General features: G+C 70.5%; 17 protein-coding genes. 6 read left to right on the top strand and 11 right to left on the bottom strand.

Annotated elements, in window-relative coordinates:
* The first annotated feature begins 12 nt into the window (after positions 1-12).
* From fdhF to AC07RV_RS40015, 3 genes are read left to right on the top strand one after another with little or no spacing between them, the layout of a single operon-like run.
* Entirely contained in the window at positions 13-2889 is a 2877-nt protein-coding gene (gene fdhF, locus AC07RV_RS40025) for a formate dehydrogenase subunit alpha (protein ID WP_296781797.1), read from the top strand.
* A 19-nt stretch (positions 2890-2908) separates the two neighbouring features.
* Entirely contained in the window at positions 2909-3793 is an 885-nt protein-coding gene (fdhD, locus tag AC07RV_RS40020; RefSeq protein WP_296781799.1) for a formate dehydrogenase accessory sulfurtransferase FdhD, read from the top strand.
* A gap of 42 nt (positions 3794-3835) precedes the next feature.
* Positions 3836-4138: a formate dehydrogenase subunit delta gene (locus tag AC07RV_RS40015; RefSeq protein WP_203202872.1), complete on the top strand. Its 303-nt coding sequence runs from the start codon at positions 3836-3838 to the stop codon at positions 4136-4138.
* A 7-nt stretch (positions 4139-4145) separates the two neighbouring features.
* Here AC07RV_RS40015 and AC07RV_RS40010 read toward each other — a convergent pair whose 3' ends face one another.
* The 7 genes from AC07RV_RS40010 to AC07RV_RS39980 all read right to left on the bottom strand — a co-directional run bounded on the left by AC07RV_RS40010 (position 4146) and on the right by AC07RV_RS39980 (position 13707).
* On the bottom strand, positions 4146-4481 hold the full coding sequence (locus AC07RV_RS40010) for a hypothetical protein (protein ID WP_296781800.1): 336 nt from the start codon (positions 4479-4481) through the stop codon (positions 4146-4148).
* 116 nt (positions 4482-4597) lie between these two features.
* Entirely contained in the window at positions 4598-8689 is a 4092-nt protein-coding gene (locus tag AC07RV_RS40005) for a translocation/assembly module TamB domain-containing protein (protein WP_296781801.1), read from the bottom strand.
* Between the two features lie 5 nt (positions 8690-8694).
* Positions 8695-10638: an autotransporter assembly complex protein TamA gene (locus AC07RV_RS40000; protein WP_296781802.1), complete on the bottom strand. Its 1944-nt coding sequence runs from the start codon at positions 10636-10638 to the stop codon at positions 8695-8697.
* A 134-nt stretch (positions 10639-10772) separates the two neighbouring features.
* Positions 10773-11960 (bottom strand): vWA domain-containing protein, encoded by a 1188-nt coding sequence (locus tag AC07RV_RS39995; protein WP_057590875.1) that lies wholly within the window; start codon positions 11958-11960, stop codon positions 10773-10775.
* A 19-nt stretch (positions 11961-11979) separates the two neighbouring features.
* Positions 11980-12567 carry a GNAT family N-acetyltransferase gene (locus AC07RV_RS39990; protein WP_296781803.1) on the bottom strand — a complete coding sequence of 196 codons (588 nt, stop codon included), beginning with the start codon at positions 12565-12567 and terminating at the stop codon, positions 11980-11982.
* A gap of 23 nt (positions 12568-12590) precedes the next feature.
* On the bottom strand, positions 12591-12839 hold the full coding sequence (locus AC07RV_RS39985) for a hypothetical protein (RefSeq protein ID WP_203202866.1): 249 nt from the start codon (positions 12837-12839) through the stop codon (positions 12591-12593).
* A 13-nt stretch (positions 12840-12852) separates the two neighbouring features.
* A complete protein-coding gene (locus AC07RV_RS39980) occupies positions 12853-13707 on the bottom strand; it encodes an AAA family ATPase (RefSeq protein ID WP_093347752.1) in 855 nt (284 codons plus the stop codon).
* A gap of 150 nt (positions 13708-13857) precedes the next feature.
* On the opposite strand from AC07RV_RS39980, the gene AC07RV_RS39975 reads away from it, so the two are divergent.
* On the top strand, positions 13858-14553 hold the full coding sequence (locus AC07RV_RS39975) for a c-type cytochrome (RefSeq protein ID WP_093347749.1): 696 nt from the start codon (positions 13858-13860) through the stop codon (positions 14551-14553).
* Between the two features lie 86 nt (positions 14554-14639).
* Here the strand turns inward: AC07RV_RS39975 and AC07RV_RS39970 are convergent, their stop codons facing one another.
* The 3 genes from AC07RV_RS39970 to pcaH form a co-directional block, all read right to left on the bottom strand.
* Entirely contained in the window at positions 14640-16010 is a 1371-nt protein-coding gene (locus AC07RV_RS39970) for an MFS transporter (protein WP_296781805.1), read from the bottom strand.
* Positions 16011-16142: 132 nt separating this feature from the next.
* Positions 16143-16757 carry a protocatechuate 3,4-dioxygenase subunit alpha gene (pcaG, locus tag AC07RV_RS39965; RefSeq protein WP_296781806.1) on the bottom strand — a complete coding sequence of 205 codons (615 nt, stop codon included), beginning with the start codon at positions 16755-16757 and terminating at the stop codon, positions 16143-16145.
* 23 nt (positions 16758-16780) lie between these two features.
* On the bottom strand, positions 16781-17497 hold the full coding sequence (gene pcaH, locus AC07RV_RS39960) for a protocatechuate 3,4-dioxygenase subunit beta (protein WP_203202863.1): 717 nt from the start codon (positions 17495-17497) through the stop codon (positions 16781-16783).
* Between the two features lie 134 nt (positions 17498-17631).
* On the opposite strand from pcaH, the gene AC07RV_RS39955 reads away from it, so the two are divergent.
* Positions 17632-18615 (top strand): LysR substrate-binding domain-containing protein, encoded by a 984-nt coding sequence (locus tag AC07RV_RS39955; RefSeq protein WP_296781807.1) that lies wholly within the window; start codon positions 17632-17634, stop codon positions 18613-18615.
* A 6-nt stretch (positions 18616-18621) separates the two neighbouring features.
* Here AC07RV_RS39955 and AC07RV_RS39950 read toward each other — a convergent pair whose 3' ends face one another.
* Positions 18622-19056 (bottom strand): DUF1841 family protein, encoded by a 435-nt coding sequence (locus tag AC07RV_RS39950; RefSeq protein WP_208511236.1) that lies wholly within the window; start codon positions 19054-19056, stop codon positions 18622-18624.
* 342 nt (positions 19057-19398) lie between these two features.
* Between AC07RV_RS39950 and AC07RV_RS39945 the strand changes: the two genes are divergently transcribed.
* A partial coding sequence (locus AC07RV_RS39945) for a hypothetical protein (RefSeq protein WP_493196367.1) occupies positions 19399-22676 on the top strand: 3278 nt, incomplete at its 3' end.

Below are 22676 nucleotides of genomic sequence, written 5' to 3'. Positions count from 1 at the left end.
GAAAGCAAAGACATGTTGAACCATCTCAAGGAAACCGACTACGGCACGCCCAAGCGCGAATCCGAGCGCGAGGTCACGCTGGAGATCGACGGCACCGAGGTCACGGTGCCGGCCGGCACCTCGCTGATGCGCGCGGCCGTCGACGCCGGCATCCAGGTGCCCAAGCTGTGCGCCACCGACAGCCTCGAGCCCTTCGGCTCGTGCCGGCTGTGCCTGGTCGAGATCGAGGGTCGCCGCGGCTTCCCGGCCTCGTGCACCACGCCGGCCGAGGCCGGCATGAAGGTGCGCACCCAGACGCCGAAGCTGCAGGACCTGCGCAAGGGCGTGATGGAGCTCTACATCTCCGACCATCCGCTCGACTGCCTGACCTGCTCGGCCAACGGCAACTGCGAGCTGCAGGACATGGCGGGCGTGACCGGCCTGCGCAACGTGCGCTACGGCTTCGACGGCGCCAACCACATCAAGAGCGAGAAGGACGAGTCGAACCCGTACTTCACCTACGACCCCTCCAAGTGCATCGTGTGCAACCGCTGCGTGCGCGCCTGCGAGGAAACCCAGGGCACCTTCGCGCTGACCATCAGCGGCCGCGGCTTCGAGTCGCGCGTGTCGCCGGGCCAGGACCAGCCCTTCATGGAATCGGAGTGCGTGAGCTGCGGCGCCTGCGTCGAGGCCTGCCCCACCGCCACCCTGCAGGAGAAGTCGGTGATCTGGCTCGGCCAGCCCGAGCACAGCGTGATCACCACCTGCGCCTACTGCGGTGTGGGCTGCGCCTTCAAGGCCGAGATGAAGGGCAACGAGGTGGTGCGCATGGTGCCGTGGAAGGACGGCAAGGCCAACGACGGCCACTCCTGCGTCAAGGGCCGCTTCGCCTGGGGCTATGCCTCGCACCAGGACCGCATGCTCAAGCCCATGATCCGCCAGAAGATCACCGATCCGTGGCAGGAAGTGAGCTGGGACGAGGCCATCAACTACGCGGCCGGCGAGTTCAAGCGCCTGCAGGAGAAGTACGGCCGCAACGCCATCGGCGGCATCACCTCCTCGCGCTGCACCAACGAGGAAACCTACCTGGTGCAGAAGCTGGTGCGCGCGGGCTTCGGCAACAACAACGTCGACACCTGCGCCCGCGTGTGCCATTCGCCCACGGGCTACGGCCTGAAGCAGACGCTGGGCGAATCGGCCGGCACGCAGACCTTCCAGTCGGTCGAGAAGTCCGACGTGATCATGGTCATCGGCGCCAACCCGACCGACGGCCATCCGGTGTTCGCCTCGCGCATGAAGAAGCGGCTGCGCCAGGGCGCGAAGCTGATCGTGGTCGACCCGCGCCGCATCGACATCGTGAAGTCGCCGCACATCCGCGCCGCGCATCACCTGCAGCTGCGCCCCGGCACCAACGTGGCGGTGGTCACGGCGCTCGCGCACGTGATCGTCACCGAAGGCCTGATGGCCGACGCGTTCGTGGCCGAGCGCTGCGACACGGCCTCGTTCGCCGAATGGAAGGCCTACGTCGAGCGCCCCGAGCAGTCGCCCGAGGCCACGGAAGCCTTCACCGGCGTGCCGGCCGCCGAGATGCGCGCCGCCGCGCGGCTGTTCGCCACCGCCGGCAACGGCGCCATCTACTACGGCCTGGGCGTGACCGAGCACAGCCAGGGCTCGACCACCGTGATGGGCATCGCCAATCTCGCGATGGTCACCGGCAACGTGGGCCGCGAGGGTGTGGGCGTGAACCCGCTGCGCGGGCAGAACAACGTGCAGGGTTCGTGCGACATGGGCTCGTTCCCGCACGAGCTGCCGGGCTACCGCCACGTGTCGGACAGCACCACGCGCGGTTCCTTCGAGGCCGCCTGGGGCGTGCAGCTCGATCCCGAGCCGGGCCTGCGCATTCCCAACATGTTCGACGCCGCGATCGGCGGCAGCTTCAAGGGCCTGTACTGCGAGGGCGAGGACATCGTGCAGTCCGACCCCAACACCCAGCACGTGGCCGCCGCCATGATGGCGATGGAATGCGTGGTGGTGCAGGACATCTTCCTCAACGAGACCGCCAAGTACGCGCACGTGTTCCTGCCGGGTTCCTCCTTCCTCGAGAAGGACGGCACCTTCACCAACGCCGAGCGCCGCATCTCGCGCGTGCGCAAGGTGATGCCGCCGAAGGCCGGCCTGGCCGACTGGGAAGTCACGGTGAAGCTGGCGAACGCGCTCGGCTATCCGATGAGCTACAAGAACCCCGAGGCGATCATGGACGAGATCGCCGCGCTGACGCCGAGCTTCCACGGCGTGAGCTACAAGCGCATCGACGAGCTCGGCAGCATCCAGTGGCCCTGCAACGACGCGGCGCCCGAGGGCACGCCGACCATGCACATCGACAAGTTCGTGCGCGGCAAGGGGCGTTTCATCGTCACGCAGTACGTGCCGACCGACGAGAAGGTCACGCGCCGCTTCCCGCTGCTGCTGACCACCGGGCGCATCCTGTCGCAGTACAACGTGGGCGCGCAGACGCGGCGCACCGACAACAACATGTGGCACGGCGAGGACCGGCTCGAGCTGCATCCGCACGACGCCGAGGAGCGTGGCGTGAAGGACGGCGACTGGGTCGGCATCCAGAGCCGCGCGGGCGAGACGGTGCTGCGCGCGACGGTGTCCGAGCGCATGCAGCCGGGCGTGGTCTACACCACCTTCCACTTCCCCGAGTCGGGCGCCAACGTGATCACCACCGACAACTCCGACTGGGCCACCAACTGCCCCGAGTACAAGGTGACGGCGGTGCAGGTGATGCCGGTGATGCAGCCCTCGGCCTGGCAGCAGGAGTACAGCCGCTTCAACCGGGTGCAGAACGAGCTGCTCAGCGCGGCCTCGGCGCCTGCGCCGTCGAACGAGACGGTGCCGGCCAAGTAGGGCACGAGAGCGCAGCGCCATGAACATCGCCACCCTGCCGCTCGCGAGCGCCGACACGGCCGCCTTCTGCGAAGGCGCGCGGCTGCTGCCTGTGCGCGGCGTGCGCGGCGGCCAGCCGTTCGCGGTGCAGGACTGGGTGGCCGAGGAAGTGCCGGTGGCGCTCGAATACAACGGCATCTCGCACGCGGTGATGCTGGCCACGCCGCTCGACCTGGAAGACTTCGCGCTCGGCTTCTCGCTGAGCGAGGGCATCCTCGATGCGGCGCACGAGCTCTACGGCAGCGAGATCGAGAGCGCCGAGCGCGGCATCACGGTGCGGCTCGAGGTCTCGGCGGCCGCGTTCGCGCGGCTCAAGCAGCGGCGCCGTTCGCTGGCCGGGCGCACCGGCTGCGGCCTGTGCGGCACCGAGAGCCTGGCGCAGGTGGCGCGCGAACTGCCGGTGCTGGCCGCGGGGCCGTCGTTCGAGCGGGCCGCGATCGGCCGCGCGATGGCGCAGTTCCAGTCGCTGCAGACCCTGCAGGAAGCCACCGGCGCGGTGCATGCCGCGGCCTGGTGCTCGGCCGACGGCGAGGTGGTGTGGCTGCGCGAGGACGTGGGCCGCCACAACGCGCTCGACAAGCTGGTGGGCGCGCTCGCGGCCAACGAGGTCGATGCCGCGGCGGGCTTCATCGCCGTGACCAGCCGCGCGAGTTTCGAGATGGTGCAGAAGGCCGCGATGGCCGGCGTCTCGCTGCTGGCGGCGGTGTCGGCGCCGACCTCGTTCGCGGTCGAGACCGCGCAGCGTGCCGGGCTCACGCTGGTGGGCTTCGCGCGGCGCGAGGACCTGGGGGTCTACAGCCATCCGCAGCGCCTGCCGGCCGACACGGCGCCGGCTGCGGCAGCCAACGGGCGTCGCCCGCATTGATGACGAACAACCTCACGACGACAACGAGCGGAGACACAGCGCATGCATGACCAGTCGGTGCAATTGATCAAGATGGCCAACCAGATCGGCACCTTCTTCGAGGCCCAGACCCCGTCGGATGCCGGGGCGGCCACGCAGGCCATCGCGGCGCACCTCAAGTCCTTCTGGGCGCCGAGCATGCGGCTGGCGCTGGTGGAGAGCTTCGACCAGGGCAAGGCGCAGGCGATGCTGCCGATCGTGGCCACGGCCGTGCGCGACCACCGCGCCAGGCTCCTGCCCGACGGCGGGCACATGGTGGCGGAGGCGAAGCTGCTCTATCCGCAAGGCGGGGGCGACGCGGGCTGAGGCTCGGCTACACCGCCGCGTGCGACAGCGCTTTCGCCTCGCGGCGTTCGGCATTGCGCGCGCGGCGCCGCTCGTGCGCCTGCAGCAGCGATTCGTAGTAGAGGCCCAGCGGCATCGCCACGAACACCATGCCCGCGACGTAGATCACGAGGCTGGTGATGGGGAAGCTGTCGCCGCCCCAATGGGGAACGGAAGCCGCCGCCGCGATGGCGGCGACGATCGCGATCGTGGCGCGGAAAGCGCCGCGCAACCAGGCGATGCGGGTCTCGTCGCCCTGCGATGCATCGTCTGCCAGACGGTCTGATGCCGTGTTCCTCCCGCCTTTGTCTCCGTGCTCGTTCATCGTCGGCTCCTTGGAAGGCGTCTTCGATGATTCTTATCACGCGCCATCGCGGGGTCAAGATCGAAGTCCCGTACGAAACGCGGCTTCGTGCATGCGGCATGTGCCGCATGCGTACCTCAGTCGTACTTCACGGTGTAGATCAGGTCGAGGCCGCTGGTCTGCCCGGCCTGGCCGCGCAGGGTGAGGCGCTGCGTGAGGTCGTAGAAGATGAACAGCGTGCCGAAGGTGCCGCCGATGCTGCGCTCGTAGGTGACGTAGAAGTCCTTCGACAGCCGCTTGCCGAAGGTGACGGCCGAATCGCGCACGTCGCCGCCGCTGCCCGGGCCCTTGAAGCCCAGTTCGTCGAGGCCGAAGCGGCTGGCCAGGCTGCCGCCGCTGGCACCCTTGCTGATGCGCCCGAGCAGCGAGAGCGCGGCCTGCTGCAGCAGCGCCGACTCGCCGCCGCTGGTGGCCGAGGCGCGGCCCAGCACCACCCACGACAGCGTCTCGGCGTCGGACAGCGCGGGCTCCGAATAGAGCTTCACGCGCGGCGACTGCGCGCTGCCGCTGATCTGCACGCCGGCGCGCTGCGTGATGTTGGGCCGGATCGCGAGGATGTCGAGCTGCGGGTTGTCGTAGGGGCCGTTGAAGCGCGCGATGCCGGTCTCCACGTCGAGCTGCTGGCCGTAGGCGCGGTACTGGCCCTTCACGGTCTTCACCTCGCCGGTGATGCGCGGCGGCGCATCGAGCCGCGTGCTGCGGATGTCGAGCTGGCCCTCGAGCCGGGTCGTGATGCCGCGGCCCTGCACCGCGAAGTCGTCGCCGAGGTCGAACTCGACCGCGATGTCGGGCGGCTTCGCGGTCTGCGGCTTGGCGGCCTGGGCCGCCTGCGCATCGCTGCGCGCGGCCTCGCGCTCGCGCGCCTCGGCCGCCTCGCGGTCCTTGGCGGCCGAGCGCACGATCACGTCGCTGCCGAGGCTGGGCGCGGTCTCGTCGGGCAGGATGATCACGGCGCGGTCGGTCTTGAGCTTGCCGCGCACGATGAACTGCCGGTTCTCGAGCCGCGCCTGCAGGTCGCCCGAGAGCGTGACCTGGCGGTCGGTGCGCACCAGCACGCGCAGCGCGCGCAGCTCGGCCTGCAGCGCCATGCGGATGCCGGGCGCGCCAGCGGCCGTGCCCGCGCCCGACCAGTTGAGTTCGCCGCGCGCGCTCAGCGTGCCGCCATCGGTGCCGGCCTCGCTGGCCGCGGTGCTGCGGTTGCCGCTCTGGCCCGCGATGCGCGCCGTGCTGCCGGCGCCGCCCTTGAGCGTGAACTCGGCGATCTCGACGCGGTCCCCGGACAGGTTGGCGCGCAGCCGGCCGTCGCGCAGGTCCAGGCCCTCGACCGGCGCGCGCAGCGCCAGCTTGTCGGCGCCCAGCGTGCCGTTCCAGCGCGGCGCCGCGCGGCTGCCCGAGAGCGTGGCATTGGCGTCGAGCGTGCCGGCCACGCGCCAGCCCGGCGGCGCGAGCATCGACCACACGCCGAGGTTCGGCAGCTTGGCGGCGACACGGCCCGTGAGCGGCGCGTCGGGTGCCCATTGCCAGCCGCCGGCGCGCTGCTGGAAGCGCGTGCCGGCCTCGGCATCGATCTGGCCCGCGCGTTCGCTGTCCCAGGCCAGCGTGGCGCGCACCGCCTCGCCCTGGGCATCGAGCCGCAGCTCGGCGCGGCGCAGCCCGGCCGGCGTGCTGGGGCTCAGGCCGGCCTCGCTGGAATTCATCTTGCGTTCGCTCGCGGTGCCGGTGCCGCGGCTCTCGATGCGCGTGATCAGCGCGGCCTCGCCGGCCTGCACGCGGATGTCGCCGCTCTGGCGCGCGAGCCGGGCCTGGGCGCGCAGCGTGTCGCCGGCATCGATGTCCCAGTCGCCGTCGAAGATCAGGTCGCCGCTGATGCCGAGTTCGCCGAAGGTGGTGCTGGCGCCGAAGGCCTCGGCCCAGGCCATCGGCAGGCCCTTGAGCTCGCCCTTCGACTGCACGCGGAACACGCGGTTGGCGGCGGCGCCGCTCTGGCTGAAGCGCAGCGGCTGCCAGTCGATGCGCACCGTGCCGGGCACGGGCCCGCGCAGGGTGGCGCCGGCGGCCGAGGCCTCGACCTCGAGGCGGTCGCCGCCGGTGCGCACCGTGGCCGTGACCTCGCGGCCGAGTTCGAGCACCCAGGGCGACTTCTGCGTGGCGGGCTGGGCGCTGTCCTGCGCCTGCAGCCGCAGGCTGGCGAGCGCGGCGCGCCACTGGCCGGCGCCCGCGAGGCCGCCGCTGGCGCGGGTGTCGAGCACCAGCTTCTGCGTGCCGGTGGCGGCCTCGCCCTGCAGCGACAGCGTGGCCTGCGCGATGCTGCCCGCGAGCTCGGCGCGCAGCGCGCTCAATTGCACCTGGGTTGCAGCGGCGCCGGCCTGGGCCGCGGGCAGCAGCAGGTCGAGCCTGGGCACGGTGAGGCTGGCCTTCAGGCTCGGTTCGGCGTTGCCGCGCGCGAGCGGCGCGGCGGGGTTCTGCAGCCGGCGCTGGAAGTTCTGCCAGCCACCCTGCCAGCTCGCGTCGAGCCGGGCCGAGCCCTTCGCGCTGCGGCCCGCGAACAGGCCCGCCATCTCGGGCAGGCTCTCGATCCAGCGCTGCACGGCCTCGGTGTCGTCGATGCGGGCCTTGAGCTCGCCGGTGCCCTGCGCGGGCGCCATGCGGGCGTCGAGCTGCGCCTCGGCGCCGGGCAGTGCGAGCTTCAGGTTGCCGCTGCCGGCCTGCTCGGCCACGCGCACCTGCAGCTTGCCCTCGACGCTGGCGCGCTGCGCATCGACGCGCAGCGTACGCAGGTCCAGCACCTGGTCCTTCCACTGGCCCTGGGCCAGCACGCGGTCGAGCCCGAAGCCCGGCAGCGCCTTGCTGCCGGCGCCGCCCTCGGCGCGCAGCGCGAGGTCGAAGCCGATGCCGTCGTCGCGCTGCTGCGCGGTGACGCGGCCGCTGATCGGCGCGCCCGAGAGTTCGCTGTACAGCGCGCCCAGCCGCACGCCCTGCACCTCGGCGCGCGCCTGCCAGGGCGCGGGCGCGGGGCTCCAGCGGCCCGCGGCCTCGATGCGGCCGCCGCCCGCGCGCAGCGTGGCCTGCGGGATGTCCCAACTGGTGCCGTCGTAGCCGACCTGGGCCTGCAACTGCTCGAGCGGCAGCTTGCCCTGGTCCCACGGGCCCGGCCGCGCGTTGCGCAGGTCGGCCTGGGCCTTCCAGGCGGCGGGGCCGGTGGCGGCATCGGGTTCGAGCGCGACACTGCCCGTGAGCAGCGTCTGCGGCGCGCCGGGCCACAGGCTCGACGCATCGACGTTGCGCAGGTCGGCCTTGGCCGCGATCACGGGTTGCGGCTGCCAGGGCGCGATGGTGGCCGCGAGCTTGGCCTCCATCGGCGCGTCGGCATCGGGTTCGGCCGGCGCGAGCTCGGCCTGAACGTTCAGGCGCGCGTCGGCGCCCGCGAGCGTGCCCTGGATGCCGGCCTTGGCCAGCACCTCGAGGCTGCGTTCCTCGGGCAGCGGCGCCTTCACGCGGCCGTCGAGCGTCGCCTCGATCGCCATCGGCGCCGCGCCCTGCAGCTTCACGCGCGCGCTGTAGTGGCCCTCGGCGATGTCGACGCCCTCGACGTCGAGCTTGTGCTCGCCGCCGGTGTAGCGGTAGTGGCCCGCGAGCCGTTGCGCCTGCAGCGCGGGCGGCCCGGCCCAGCGCAGGTCGTCGATGCGGAACGGCAGGTCGACCTCGACCGGCAGCACGATCTTCTCGAGCGGCTCGGCGGGCTTGTCGCTGGGCGCACCGCGCCGCTCGATCAGCAGCTGCGCCGCATGCACCTCGCCGAGCTGCACCTTGCGCTCGAACAGCGGCGCGAGCTGCCAGCCGATCTTCGCCTCGTGCACCTCGACCGCGAGGCTCTCGCTCTGCCAGCGCAGCCAGCCGATGCGCCCGCCGGTGCGCAGCGAGCCCGTGACCTCGCGGCTCTCGAGCGTCTGGCCGGCCGGCAGGTAGGCCGCGGCCTTGGCGAGCGCGAAGGCCAGCGACTGGTTCGAGCCCAGCCACCACCAGGCGGCGCCGAGCACCAGCAGCAGCGCGACGAACAGGCCGGCGACGGTCCACGCCAGCGCGCGCAGGGCGCGGCGGGTGCGCGAGCGCCGGGCCGGCGGCGTGGGCGGCGTCGGCGGGGTTGGGGTCTCGGTCGCTGCGTTCGCCATCGTGCTCAGAAGGTGAAGCCCAGCCGCACGTGCAGCCGGAACTTGCGCGTGTCCACGCCATAGGCCAGGTCGGCCTGCACCGGTCCGACCGGGCTGCGCCAGCGCGTGCCCACGCCCACGCCGACCTTGGGCTTGAGCTCGCTGGGCTTGTCGGCCACCGCGCCGGCATCGACGAACACCACGCTCTCGAAGTCGGTGAGCTTGTCCTTGTAGACGAAGGGGCGCTGCCACTCGAGGCTCAGCACGCCGAGGTAGCGGCCCGCCACGGTCTGGCCGTCGGCGCGCACCGTGCCGATGTCGCGGTAGGCGTAGCCGCGCACCGTGGTGTCGCCACCGGTCAGGAACATCAGGGTGGACGGGATCTGTGCCGAGTCCTTGCCGACCACCGCGCCGGCCTCGGCACGCAGCTGCAGCCGGCTGCGGCGCGCCAGCGTGGCGGCGTCCTTGCCGTCGGCCCAGCCGACCGGCACGATGCCGAGCCAGCGAACGTAGGTGCGCGTGAACGGCAGTTGCTGGCCGGTCAGCGTGTAGCCCGCGGCCAGTTCGAGCGCGAGGCCGTAGCCGCGCCGCGGCGAGCCGTTGTCGTCGAAGTAGCGCCCGGTCCAGCCCCAGTTGGCGGTCACGGCCGAGGCCGAGGGTGGGGCATCGGTGCCGCGGTTGGTCGCGTAGTCGTACTGCAGGAAATAGCTGCGGTCGATGTGGTCGCTGGTCTTGTTGCGCCCGCCGCGCAGCCGGCCGCTGTCGACCACGTAGCTGCCCGACTGCTCGCTCTTGAGCTCGGCGCCCGAGAACCAGCGCCAGCCGTCGTCGCCGGGGATCGCCTTCCACTCGGTGCCCAGCGACTGGATGTCGCGGTCCACCGACAGCCGCGACACCGCGCGCCAGCCCAGCAGCGGCAGCTGGTTGTGGATGTGGTCGATCGACAGCCGCGGCCCGTTGTCGGTGGTGAAGCCCACGCCCAGCACCACCTTCTGCAGCGGCGCCTCGCGCAGCTGCGCGATCACCGGCGCGGCCAGCGGCGTGCCGCTCTCGGTGTCGAGCGTGAGGAACACCGAATCGAAGTAGCCGCTGCTGGCCAGGCGCTGCTGGGCGTCGAGCAGCTTCTGCTGGTCGTAGTCGGCACCACTGGGCAGTTGCGCGATGCGGCGGATGCCGTCGGCGCTGTAGCGCTGGTTGCCGCGCAGCAGCAGCGGGCCGAACTTGTAGGCCGGGCCCGACTGGTAGGTGGCGCTGAGGCGGGCCTCGTGGCGGTCGGCGTCGACCTCGGCGCGGCTGATCTCGATGTTGCCGGTGGGGAATCGCTTGGCCGTGAGGCTGCGCAGCGCGACCGCCTTGGCGTCGTCCCAGGCCTGCTGGGTGAAGGGCTGGCCCGCGCGCAGCGCCCAGGCGGTGCGGATGGTGTCGCGCTGCGACTCGGCGCTCGGGTCGTCGGCGATCGGGCCGGCATAGCTGAGCTGCACGTTGCTCACGGTCGTGATCTCGCCGGGCTCGACGGTGACCACGATCTCGCGCGGCGCCTTGTCGCTCGCGGGCGTCTCGTGCAGCTCGAGCGTGAGCGCGGGCGTGAAGTAGCCCAGCGTGGCGAGCAGCTCGCGCGCATTGGCCTCGGCCGCGACCATCAGGCGCGAGATCTCGGTGGCGCCGAGGTCGTCGAGCGTCTTGTAGCGCTGGATCTCGAGGTGCAGCGAGAGGTACTCGCGCACGCTGTCTGGGCCGCGCACGTCGACCGAGAAGGCATCGCGGCGCTTGCCGTCCTTGCCCTCCCTCTCGCCGTCCGTGGACGCGCTGGCCGCGCGGTCGCCGCCGTCGCTCACCAGCGCGGGGGTGGACGCGGCCGAGTCGCCCGCGTCCTTTTTCGGCAGCAGGCTGCAGCCTTGCAAAAGCAGGACGCCGGAAAAAAGCAATGCCGGCCAACACGCCGGCAAAACGACACGAACCACCCTGAACATGGGCGATGATTCTGACAGCATGATCCGGCGCGTCCGTGTCGGACGCGTTCGGATACATGATGTGCGGGCCGCCAGGCTCGCGCGGCCGGGGCTCGGGGGCCGTCAAGGCCCGGTATGCCGGGAGGTCTTTTCCGTTACTTGGACAGCAGCCGCATCGCCTCTTCGAGGCCGCGCAGGGTCAGCGGGTACATGCGGTTGGACATCAACTGCTGCATCACCGAGATGCTCTGGCGGTACTGCCACACGCCCTGGGGCTCGGGGTTGATCCAGGCGAACTTGGGGAAGGCGTGCGTGAGGCGCTGGATCCACTCGGCGCCGGCTTCCTCGTTGTTGTATTCGACGCTGCCGCCGGGCTGCAGGATCTCGTAGGGGCTCATGGTCGCGTCGCCCACGAAGATCAGCTTGTAGTCCTTGTTGTACTTGCGCAGGATGTCCCAGGTCGCGAACTTCTCCGAGAAGCGGCGGCGGTTGTTCTTCCACATGAAGTCGTAGACGCAGTTGTGGAAGTAGTAGAACTCCAGGTGCTTGAACTCGGTCTTCACGGCCGAGAACAGTTCCTCCACGCGCTGGATATGCTCGTCCATCGTGCCGCCCACGTCCATCAGCAGCAGCACCTTGACGTTGTTGTGGCGCTCGGGCCGCATCTTGATGTCGAGGAAGCCGGCGTTGGCCGCGGTCGAGTGGATGGTGTCGTCGAGGTCCAGCTCTTCCTCGTGGCCCTCGCGCGCGAACTTGCGCAGCCGGCGCAGCGCGACCTTGATGTTGCGCGTGCCGAGTTCCTGCGTGTCGTCGTAGTCCTTGTAGGCGCGCTGGTCCCAGACCTTGACCGCGCTCTTGTTCTTGCCGGCGCCGCCGATGCGGATGCCCTGCGGGTTGTAGCCGCCGTGGCCGAAGGGCGAGGTGCCGCCGGTGCCGATCCACTTGCTGCCGCCCTCGTGGCGCTCCTTCTGCTCCTCGAAGCGCTTCTTGAGCGTCTCCATGAGCTCGTCCCAGCCCATCTTCTCGATCTTGGCTTTTTCCTCGGCCGAGAACTCGCGCTCCAGCGTCTTGCGCAGCCAGTCGAGCGGCACTTCCTTGGTGAAGTCGGTCAGCATCTCCACGCCCTTGAAGTAGGCGGCGAAGGCGCGGTCGAACTTGTCGTAGTGTTTCTCGTCCTTCACGAGCGCGGTGCGCGAGAGGTAGTAGAAGTCGTCGAGGCCATAGGCGTCGTCGGAATTCGGGCCCACCACGTCGGCCTGCAGCGCCTCGAGCAGCGTCAGGTATTCCTTGACGGAGACCGGCAGCTTGGCCGAGCGCAGGGTATAGAAGAAATCGATGAGCATGGGACGCTCCTTGGGGTTGTCAGCCGCGCGGCTTGTCGAGCAGGTAGAGCAGCTGCGCCCTGACCTCGGGCCATTCGCCCGCGCGCAGGCTGTACATCACGGTGTCGCGGATGGTGCCGTCGCGGCGCATCGCGTGGCCGCGGATCACGCCGTCCTTCTTCGCGCCCAGCCGCTCGATCGCGCGCTGCGAGGCGTGGTTGAAGTTGTCGGTGCGCCAGCCCACCACGTTGCAGCCCAGCGTGTCGAAGGCGTGCGTGAGCATCAGCAGCTTGCAGGTGGTGTTGACGTGGGTGCGCTGGCAGCGCTTGGCGTACCAGGTGTAGCCGATCTCCACGCGCTTCACGGCCGGCAGGATGTCGTGGAAGCTGGTGCTGCCGAGCACGGTGCCGGTGGCTTCCTCAGTCACGGCGAAGGCGAAGCGGTCGGCGGTCTTGAGCGCGGTCTCGATGTAGGCGCGCGTATCTTGCGGCTCGGGCACCGAGGTCACGCGCAGCTTCCAGAGCTCGCCATCGGCGGCCGCGGCGCGCAGGCCCTCTTCGTGCGCGAGCGCGAGCGGTACCAGCGCGAGGCCGCGCGATGTCAGGGTGACGGGTTCGACGAAAGCCATGGTTGCGCGGTGTCTCGTGTCGTTCAGGGCGCCGGCTTGCCGTAGCGCCGGTCGTACCAGGCGCGCGCGAGCTGCACGCCCGCGCCGCCGCCGAGGCCGATCAGCAGGATGCCGAAGATCTCGCGGTTGCCGTAGCCGTTCGGGCCGAAGGCATCGAGGCCGAAGTACAGGCCGATCCAGCGGCCGAGCAGTGCGCCGACGACGAACAGCACGGCCTGGGCCACGCCCAGCACCAGCAGCTGGCCGACGGGGGGCGATGGCCGCACAGGCATGAGCGACGCTGCCTCAGCGGTTGTTGCGCTGCATGAAGACCAGCTTCTCGAACAGGGTCACGTCCTGCTCGTTCTTGAGCAGCGCGCCCACCAGCGGCGGCACGGCGACCTTGTCTTCCTTGCTCTGCAGCGCCTCGAGCGGGATGTCCTCGGCCACCAGCAGCTTGAGCCAGTCGAGCAGCTCGGAGGTCGAGGGCTTCTTCTTCAGGCCGGGCAGGTTGCGCACGTCGTAGAAGGTCTTCATGGCCGCGGCCAGCAGTTCCTGCTTGAGGCCGGGGAAGTGCACGTCGACGATGCTGCGCATGGTCTCGGCATCGGGGAACTTGATGTAGTGGAAGAAGCAGCGGCGCAGGAAGGCGTCGGGCAGCTCCTTCTCGTTGTTCGAGGTGATGAAGACCAGCGGACGGTGCTTGGCCCGGATCAGCTCGCGCGTCTCGTAGCAGTAGAACTCCATGCGGTCGAGTTCGCGCAGCAGGTCGTTCGGGAATTCGATGTCGGCCTTGTCGATCTCGTCGATCAGCAGCGCCACCGGCTGCTCGGCCGTGAAGGCCTGCCACAGCACGCCCTTGACGATGTAGTTGTGGATGTCGCGCACGCGCTCGCCGCCATCCAGGTCCTTGAGCTGCGAGTCGCGCAGGCGGCTCACCGCGTCATACTCGTAGAGGCCCTGCTGCGCCTTGGTGGTCGACTTGATGTGCCACTGCAGCAGCGGCAGGTTCAGCGCCTGGGCCACTTCCTCGGCCAGCATGGTCTTGCCGGTGCCGGGTTCGCCCTTGACGAGCAGCGGGCGCTTGAGGGTGATGGCGGCATTGACCGCGAGCATCAGGTCCTGTGTCGCGACGTAGTTGTCTGAGCCCTTGAATTTCATGCGTGAACGGGAGGCTGTGGTGGAGAAAAGAACACACTCGATCGGCAACGTGCGTCCTTCGGGTCGGCCCGCACAGGCGCCCGCGGGAGCCTTGCATATAATCGAAAGTTGGTTCGAAAAACGGTATCTCCACGAGATTGTGCGCGCAAAATGAACAAGTTGTTGACCACGATGTTTGCCCTTGCTGTCGCTTGCGGGACGGTGTCGGTACAAGCCCAGCAAGTCACGGGCAAGCCCCAGGACGGCGCCAAGAAGGTCCAGATGTGCGTGGGTTGCCACGGCATCATCGGCTACCAGGCCAGCTTTCCTGAAATCCACAAGGTGCCGATGATCGCGGGCCAGAGCGCCACGTACATCACGGCGGCGCTCACCGCCTACAAGGGCGGCGACCGCAAGCACCCGACCATGCGCGCGATCGCCGACACGCTCACCGAGCAGGACATCGCCGACCTCGCCGCCTACTACAGCCAGCTTGGCGTGAAGGAAGGCGACGCGCCCCCGGCCGCGCTGGCCAAGGCCATGCCCGAGAACATCCAGGCGCTGATCAAGAAGAACGGCGAGGACAACAGCTGCACCAAGTGCCACGGCGCCAACTTCAACACCCCGAACGACGGCACCGTGCCCAAGCTGGCCGGCCAGCATGCCGACTACCTGTTCGTCGCGCTGAAGTCCTACCGCGTGAAGAACAACATCCACCTCGGCCGCTCGAACGCCGTGATGGCCGGCCAGGTCGAGCCGAAGAAGTTCAGCAACGCCGAACTCAAGACCCTCGCGAGCTACATCGCCTCGGTGCCCGGCGAGCTCAAGACGGTGCCCGAGTCGCGCATCCACCACGCCGAGAAGTAACAGCGGGCGAGCCGGTCCGCCGGCCCTGCGCAAGAAGCAAAAAGCCCGCGGACGCGGGCTTTTTGCTTTCCGGGAGGCGGGCGTGTTCAGTGCCCGGCCACCGCCCCGGCGCCCCGGCCGGCATCGGCCGCATGCGGGTGCACCACCTGCTTGACCAGCAGTGCCACGGTCGCGATCAGCGCCGGCACCGCCAGCACCGCGAAGATCTGGGCGAAGCCCAGCTGCCGGCTGGCCAGCTCGGCCACCAGGAACGAACCCGCGATGCCGCCGAAGCGGCCCAGGCCCAGCATCCAGGCGATGCCGGTGGCGCGGCCCTGCGTCGGGTAGAAGGCGGCGGCCAGCGCCGGCATCGAGGACTGCGCGGTGTTCATCAGCGTGCCGCCCAGCAGCACCGTCAGCACCAGCGCCGCGAGGTTGCCGAGCGACTGGCCGATCAGGTAGACGCTGACGGCGGTCAGCGCATAGCCGGTGGCGATCACCAGGTTGGCGTTGAAGCGGTCCATCAGCCAGCCGAAGAAGATGGCGCCCACGCCGCCGAGCGCGAACAGCGCCGAGATCACGGTCGCGGTCTGCGGCGGCACGTTGGCCTCGCGGAACAGGATCGGCATCCAGTTGATCATGGCGTAGAAGATCACCAGCCCCATGAAGTAGGCGATCCACAGCATGGCCGAGCCCACGAGGTAGCGCGGCGAGAGCACCAGCGCGAGGCCGCCGCCGCTGCCGTCCACGGGCGCCGGGCCGGCCTCGGTCAGCGTGAAGGCGCGCGCCTGCGCGGCGCTCTCCGAGATGCGGCGCAGCACGGCGCGGATGCGCTCGGTGGCGTACTTCTTCGCGACCATGTAGCGCGCCGACTCGGGCAGCAGCACCGCCATCAGCAGCACCAGCAGCAGCGGCGCGATGCCGCCGAGCACCAGCACGCTGCGCCAGCCCAGGTGCGGGATCATCCAGGCCGCGAGGAAGCCGCCGAGCGCCGCGCCCAGCGGGAAGCCGCAGAACATGGTGTTGGTGATGGTGGCGCGCCGGTGGCTCGGGCAGTACTCGCTCATCAGCGTCACCGCGTTGGGCATGGCCGCGCCCAGGCCGAGCCCGGTGACGAAGCGCAGCCCCACCAGCTGCGGCATGTTCTGCGAGAAGGCCGAGGCCAGGCAGCCCAGGCCGAACACCAGCACGGCGCCCACCAGCACGCGCTTGCGGCCCAGCCGGTCGGCCAGCGGCCCGGCCAGCAGCGCGCCGGCCGCGAGGCCGAACAGCGCCGCGCTGAGCACCGGCGCGAGCGCCATCTTGCTGGCGCCCCATTCGCTCGCGAGCGAGGGCGCGATGTAGCCGATCGCCGAGGTGTCGAAGCCGTCGAGCAGCACCACGAGGAAGCTCAGCGCGAAGATGCGCCACTGGAAGGCCGAGAAGGGATGGCGGTCGAGGAATGACTGGACGTCCAGGGAAGCCGAGGGGGATGACATGCGTTGCTCCGTGTTGGAATGGTTTTGCGTTGCGCAGCGGCGAGCGCGCGGCCGCCTTGCGGCTGCCGCGCTGTAAAGAAGAAGTCCGGGTACGAAAAAGCCGGCGCGGTGGCCGGCTTCGGGTTCAGGCGCTCAGACGTCGAAGAAGGCGGTTTCCTCCGCCCCCTGCATGCGGATGTCGAAACGGTAGCTCACTGCGCCGCCGCGCTCGACGCGCTGCGCGACCAGCGTGTGGCGGCGCTCGGCCGGCACGCTCTGCAGCACCGCGTCCCTGGCGTTGGCCTCGGCCTCGTCGCTGAAGTACACGCGCGTGAACGCATGCAGCAGCAGGCCGCGCATCAGCACGATCACGTTGATGTGCGGCGCCTCGCCGGGCGACTCGGCGCCGGGCTTCACCGTGTGGAACACGAAGCGGTTCTGCGCGTCGGTGCCGGTGCCCACGCGGCCGAAGGCGCGAAAGCCCAGTTCGCGCGCCTGCGCCGGCGTCTGCGGATAGCGGCCCTCGCCGTCGGGCTGGCTGATCTCGACCAGCGCGTCGTTGATGGCATTGCCGTCGCCGTCGATCACCCGGCCCTCGAGGCGGATGCGTTCGCCGGCGGCGTCGTCCAGCGCCAGCACCGCGTCGAAGGGCTGGTCGAAGTCGTAGCCGTACTGCGTGGCGGTGAGGCCGTAGGCGAAGTAGGGGCCGACGGTCTGGGAGGGCGTCTGGCCGAAGTCGGCTTCCTGGGCGCTCATCAGTTTGCTCATGGCGTGTCTCTTTCCTTCTTCGCTCAGCGGGTCTCGAACGGGGTCTCGTCGGCGCCGCGCAGCACCATGTCGAACTGGTAGCCCAGCGCGTAGCCTTCCTCGGTGATGTCGAGGCTGAAGTCGGCGATCAGCCGGTTGCGGTAGCGCTCGGGCGTGCCGGTGACCATCGGGTCGTACTGCAGCAGCGGGTCGCCCGGGAAGTACATCTGCGTGACCAGGCGGCTCGCGAAGCTCTGGCCGAACAGCGACAGGTGGATGTGCTGCGGACGCCAGGCGTTCGGATGGTTGCCCCAGGGATAGGCGCCGGGCTTGATCGTGAGGAAGCGGTAGCGGCCCTCGCTGTCGGTCAGGCAGCGGCCCGCGCCGAGGAAGTTGGGGTCGAGCGGCGCATCGTGCTGGTCGACCTTGTGCACGTAGCGGCCCGAGGCGTTGGCCTGCCAGAGCTCGACCAGCGTGTTGGCCACCGGGCGGCGGCGCTCGTCGAGCACCTGGCCCGTGAGGATCATGCGTTCGCCCAGCGGCTCGCCGTTGCGGCGCGCGTTGCGCGTGAGGTCGTGGTCGAACTCGCCGATGCTCTCGTGGCCGTAGACCGGCTGCTGCAGCTCGCCGAGCGAGGCCTTGAGCGGGATCAGCGGCTTCTGCGGACCGCGCTTCACGGTCGACTTGTAGCCGGGGTAGACGTAGCTGGGATGGGCGTCCCAGTCACGCGGGGTGAGCTGGGGCTGGGTCTTGGTCAACATGCCTGTTGTCTCCTGTCGTGGGACGGACCGGGTCCGGATGGGCGCATTCTGGAATCCCGCTTCGATGATGTAAATTGAAGATTGATTCCGTTTCAATAACCATTGGTAATCCAGAAGACGAGGACAAGGGGCCGATGACGAGCGACCTGCGGCTGGACTTCGTGCGCAACGTGCAGCTGCGCCACCTGCGCTGCCTGGTGGCGGTGGCGCAGGAGCGCCACCTGGCGCGCGCGGCCGAGCGGCTGGCGCTGAGCCAGCCCGCGGTGTCGAAGACGCTGTCGGAGCTCGAGGGCATCGCCGGCACGCGGCTGGTCGAGCGCAGCAGCGCCGGGCGGCGCGGCGTGCAGGGGCTCACGCCGGCCGGCGAGCAGCTGCTCGCGCATGCACTCAAGGTGCTCGAGGCGCTCGATGCCAGCGCCGAGGCCATCGCGCCCACGGCAGCGGGGCGCGTCGAGCGGCTGCGCATCGGCGCGCTGCCCAGCGTCGCGCCCGCGCTGCTGCCGGGCGCGCTGGCGCGGCTGCGCGGCCTCTGGCCCGCGGTGCAGGTGGTGGTGAAGAGCGCGGCCAACCCGGTGCTGCTCGACGAACTGCGCGCCGGCGAGCTCGACCTGGTGGTCGGGCGCATGAGCGATCCGCGGCTGATGGGCGGCCTGAGCTTCGAGCTGCTGCACACCGAGCCGCTGGTGTTCGCGGTGCGCACCGGCCATGCGCTCGCGCACCGGCCGGTGTCGGTGCAGGCCGTGCTCGACTATCCGCTGATGGTCTACGGCGAGGGCACGATCCCGCGCCACAACACCGAGAGCTTCCTGTCGGCGCGCGGCCTCGCGCTGCCGGCCAACACGCTGCAGACGCTCGACGTCGCGCTGGCGCGCGCGCTGGTCGCGCTGTCGGATGCCGTGTGGATCACGCCGCTGGGCGCGGCGCGCGGCGAACTGGCCGACGGCCGCATGGTGCGGCTGCGCATCGACACCGCCGGCACCGAGGAGCCCGTGGGCCTGCTGCAGCGCAGCGATGCCGAGCCCTCGGCACTGCGTACCGCGATGGCGGGGCTGCTGCGCGAGGCCGCGAAGCCGCAGGGCTCGCTGCCGGCGCGGCGGCGCGGGGCGTCGGCGGGGTAGTCGACCTCAGTCCTTCGTGGCGCGGCGCTGCACGCAGGCGACGTAGCCGTCGCCATCCGGTGGGCGCCCCGCGCGCTGGCTCTCCCACATCATCTGCCCCAGGCATTCCATCGCCTCGTGATGCGCATCGAGCAGCGAACCGCGGCGCGCGGCCAGCAGCTCGACCGCCTGGCGGATGCCGCGCGGCTGGTCGATCGAGCACTGCTCGCTGATCGACAGGTGCATCGACAGATGCAGGAACGGGTTCTCGCGGCCGTTCGCGCCGTCGTAGACCCGCGCCACCGCCGCGTCGGCGTCGAGCAGGTCCTCGTGGTACTCGGGGTGCGCCTCGATCCAGCCGGCGGCGATGGTCTCGAGCGCTTCCATCGGCAGGCCCTGGCGGTGCTTGGCGTACACGTCGCAGAAGAAGCGGCGCACGTCTTCCTGGGAGGGATTGAACATATATAGATAGGCAGAGAAGAAGCGGAGGGGACGCAGGCCGCGAGGCCGTGGGCACGTGCGCGGCGATGACGCGTAACGCAGGTCCGTGGCGCTTGCGCGTGTCGGCCGAAAACCCCTGGGGTCGGGCCGGCGTTCCGGGGCGCACACGTTACATCGTTACGTAACGAATCGAGAAAAGACCTCGGTGAAAGCCCTCGCAAGCCGTCTCGCGAAGGACTGATTTGAAAGAAAAACCCAAGCAGATCAACGAGTTGCGGCGGTCGATGGGCAGTGGGTGCAAGGCCGCGAAAAGGCGGCACGCAAGTTGCCCCTGTAGTTCCATCTTTTGTCACAGAGGCCGCCATGACTGCACCACAAGCATCGACCCCTTCGACCGCGGGAACTGCCGATAACGGCGTTGCTCCAGTGGTCATCGCCCAGGCCACCGCAACGCCGATCGCCCCCATGGGCTCGGCACCGGTGGTCGCACCCTCCGCGCCTGTCGCGACGGGGCCCGCCAGCATCGGATCGCTATCCAATGCTACGCCGGGCACGGTCGTCATGCGCGATGGCGTGTCGATTCCCGTCGACGGCGGCCATTCGCTGATGGCCGGCGATCGCGTGATCGTTCCCGACGGTGGCCAGGCCAACGTCCTGTTCCCCGGCTCGGCCGGCAACAAGGCGCCGCTGGCCGGCGTCTTCACCGGCGGCACCGATGCCACCGTGGGTTCCACCAAGCTGCCTGGCGGTCTCGAGCAGGTGAACGTCGACGTGGCCTCGGGCGACCTGCAGGTCACGCCGCCCGACAGCGATGCGGATGCCGCCGCGCTGGCCGTCACCAAGAAGCTCGCTGCCGGCAGCGGCATCGGCCTGGGCGAGTTCGCCCTCGGCGCGCTGGGCGCGGCCGCACTGGGTGCCGCGCTGAGCGGCGGCGGTGGTGGCGATGGCGGCTTCATTCCTTTCCAGATTCCAGGCGGCGTGGGTGAGTCCGACGCCGATGCCGACGCGGACGCCGATGCGGACGCGGATGCCGATGGCGATGCGGACGCCGATGCCGACGCGGATGCTGATGCTGACGCGGACTCGGATGCTGACGCGGATGCGGACGCTGACGCGGATGCCGACGCAGATGCGGATGCCGACGCTGATGCGGACGCCGACGCTGATGCGGACGCCGACGCCGACGCTGACGCCGACGCCGACGCCGACGCCGACGCTGACGCCGATGCCGATGCCGATGCCGATGCGGATGCGGATGCCGATGCCGATGCCGATGCGGATGCAGATGCCGATGCAGACGCAGACGCTGACGCTGACGCTGACGCTGACGCTGACGCCGATGCGGACGCTGACGCCGATGCAGACGCTGACGCCGATGCAGACGCTGACGCCGATGCAGACGCTGATGCAGACGCTGATGCCGATGCAGACGCTGATGCCGACGCAGACGCTGATGCCGACGCAGACGCCGATGCCGATGCCGATGCCGATGCCGATGCAGACGCTGATGCCGACGCAGACGCCGACGCCGACCACCTCCTCGATCCGGGCGACGGCCTCGTCAACCACGTGATCGATGCCGTGGACGACACCCTCGGCCTGGGCGGCGCGCTCGACCCGGTGAAGCCGGTGGTCGATGGCGTCACCGACCTGCTCGACGACGTGCTCTCGCCGATCGTCGGCGAAGAGTTCACGCCCGACGATCCGAACGAGTTCGACCCGGTCGACACGGCCGTGGACAACCTGACCAACGGCGTGGGCGGCGCGGTCGCTCCGGTCGTCGATGCCCTGCTGGGCAACGGCGTGACCGACGCGCTGATCGGCTCGCTCAACGGCCAGGTCGACTACGTCACCGACGCCCTGGGCAACGCGCTCGAGAACGTGCTGGGCAGCGATGGCCTGCTCGGTGGCGTGACCACCGGCCTGGGCATCGACGGCCTCGTCGACGGCCTGCTGGGCACCGACGGCACCATCGGCCAGGTGGTCGATGGCCTGCTCGGCGAAGGCAGCCTGCTGGGCAGCGCGCTCGGCGAAGACGGCCTCGTGGGCCAACTGCTCGGCGACGACGGTCTGGTCGGTGGCCTGATCGGCGAAGGCACCGCGGTCGGCAGCCTGCTCGACACCCTGCTGGGTGACGGCGGCCTGCTCGGCGGCGTGGGCGGCGAAGGCGGCCTGCTGAGCGGCCTGCTCGGCCCGGCCCTCGGTTCCGACGGCCTGCTGGGCAGCCTGATCGGTGAAGACAGCGCCCTGGGCGGCCTGCTGGGCGAAGACGGCCTGGTCGGTGGCCTGCTCGGCGACGACGGCCTGCTCGGCGGCCTGCTGGGCAGCGAAGGCCTCGCCGGCGGTCTGCTCGGCGAAGGCGGCATCGTGGACAGCCTGCTGGGCCCCGATGGCCTGGTCGGTGGCCTGCTGGCCGACGGCCCGCTGGGCGGCCTGCTCGGCGGTGAGGACGGTCTGCTCGGCGGCCTGCTGGGCGACGACGGCCTGCTGGGTGGCCTGCTCGGCGACGACGGCCTGCTCGGTGGCGTGCTCGGCGACGACGGCATCCTCGGTGCCGGCGGCCCGCTCGGCGGCCTGCTGGGTGGCGACGGCCTGCTCGGTGGCCTGCTGGGCGACGACGGTCTGCTGGGCGGTCTGCTCGGCGACGACGGCCTGCTCGGCGGCGTGCTGGCCGACGACGGTCTGCTCGGTGGCCTGATCGGCGGCGATGGCCTGCTGGGCGGCCTGCTCGGCGACGACGGCCTGCTCGGTGGCGTGCTCGGTGACGACGGCCTGCTCGGCGGTCTGCTGGGCGATGACGGCATCGTCGGCGGCCTGCTCGGCGAAGACGGCCTGGTGCCGAGCCTGCTGGGTCCGGACGGCCTGGTCGGCGGCCTGCTGGCCGAAGACGGTCTGGTCGGTGGCCTGATCGGCGAAGACGGCCTGCTGGGCGGTCTGCTCGGTGGCCTGCTCGACGGCGGTGGCGGCGGCACGGGTGCCCAACTGCTCGACCCGACCGACAGCATCGTCGGCGGCCTGGTCGACGGCCTCAACGACGGCCTGCTCGGCGAGCTCGGCCTGGGCGACGTGCTCGCCCCGGTGGTCGGCCTGACCGACAGCCTGACCGATACCGTGAGCGGCCTGCTGGGCCCGGTGCTCGGCGATACCTTCACGCCGAACGACCCGAACGTGCTGGATCCGGTGGACGACCTCGTGGGTCAGGTCACCGACGGTGTCGGCGGCCTCCTGAGCCCGCTGACCGACCAGCTGCTGGGCGCCGGCACCACCGACGCACTGCTGGGCGCGGTGGGCACGCAGGTCGACTTCCTGACCGATGGCGTGGCGAATCTGATCGGCGGCGATGGGCTGCTGGGTGGCGTGCTGGGCGACGACGGTCTGCTGGGCGGTCTGCTCGGCGGTGACGGCGGTCTGCTGGGTGGCGTGCTGGGTGACGACGGCCTGCTGGGCGGCCTGCTCGGCGGCGACGGTGGCCTGCTGGGTGGTGTCCTCGGCGACGACGGCCTGCTGGGCGGTCTGCTCGGCGGCGACGGTGGTCTCCTGGGTGGCGTGCTGGGTGACGACGGTCTGCTGGGCGGCCTGCTCGGCGGCGACGGTGGCCTGCTGGGTGGTGTCCTCGGCGACGACGGCCTGCTGGGCGGTCT

Source organism: Variovorax sp. GW821-FHT09B01, assembly GCF_059418345.1.
Note: the sequence above shows the minus strand (reverse complement) of the source record. Positions and strands in the feature narration are given on the sequence as shown.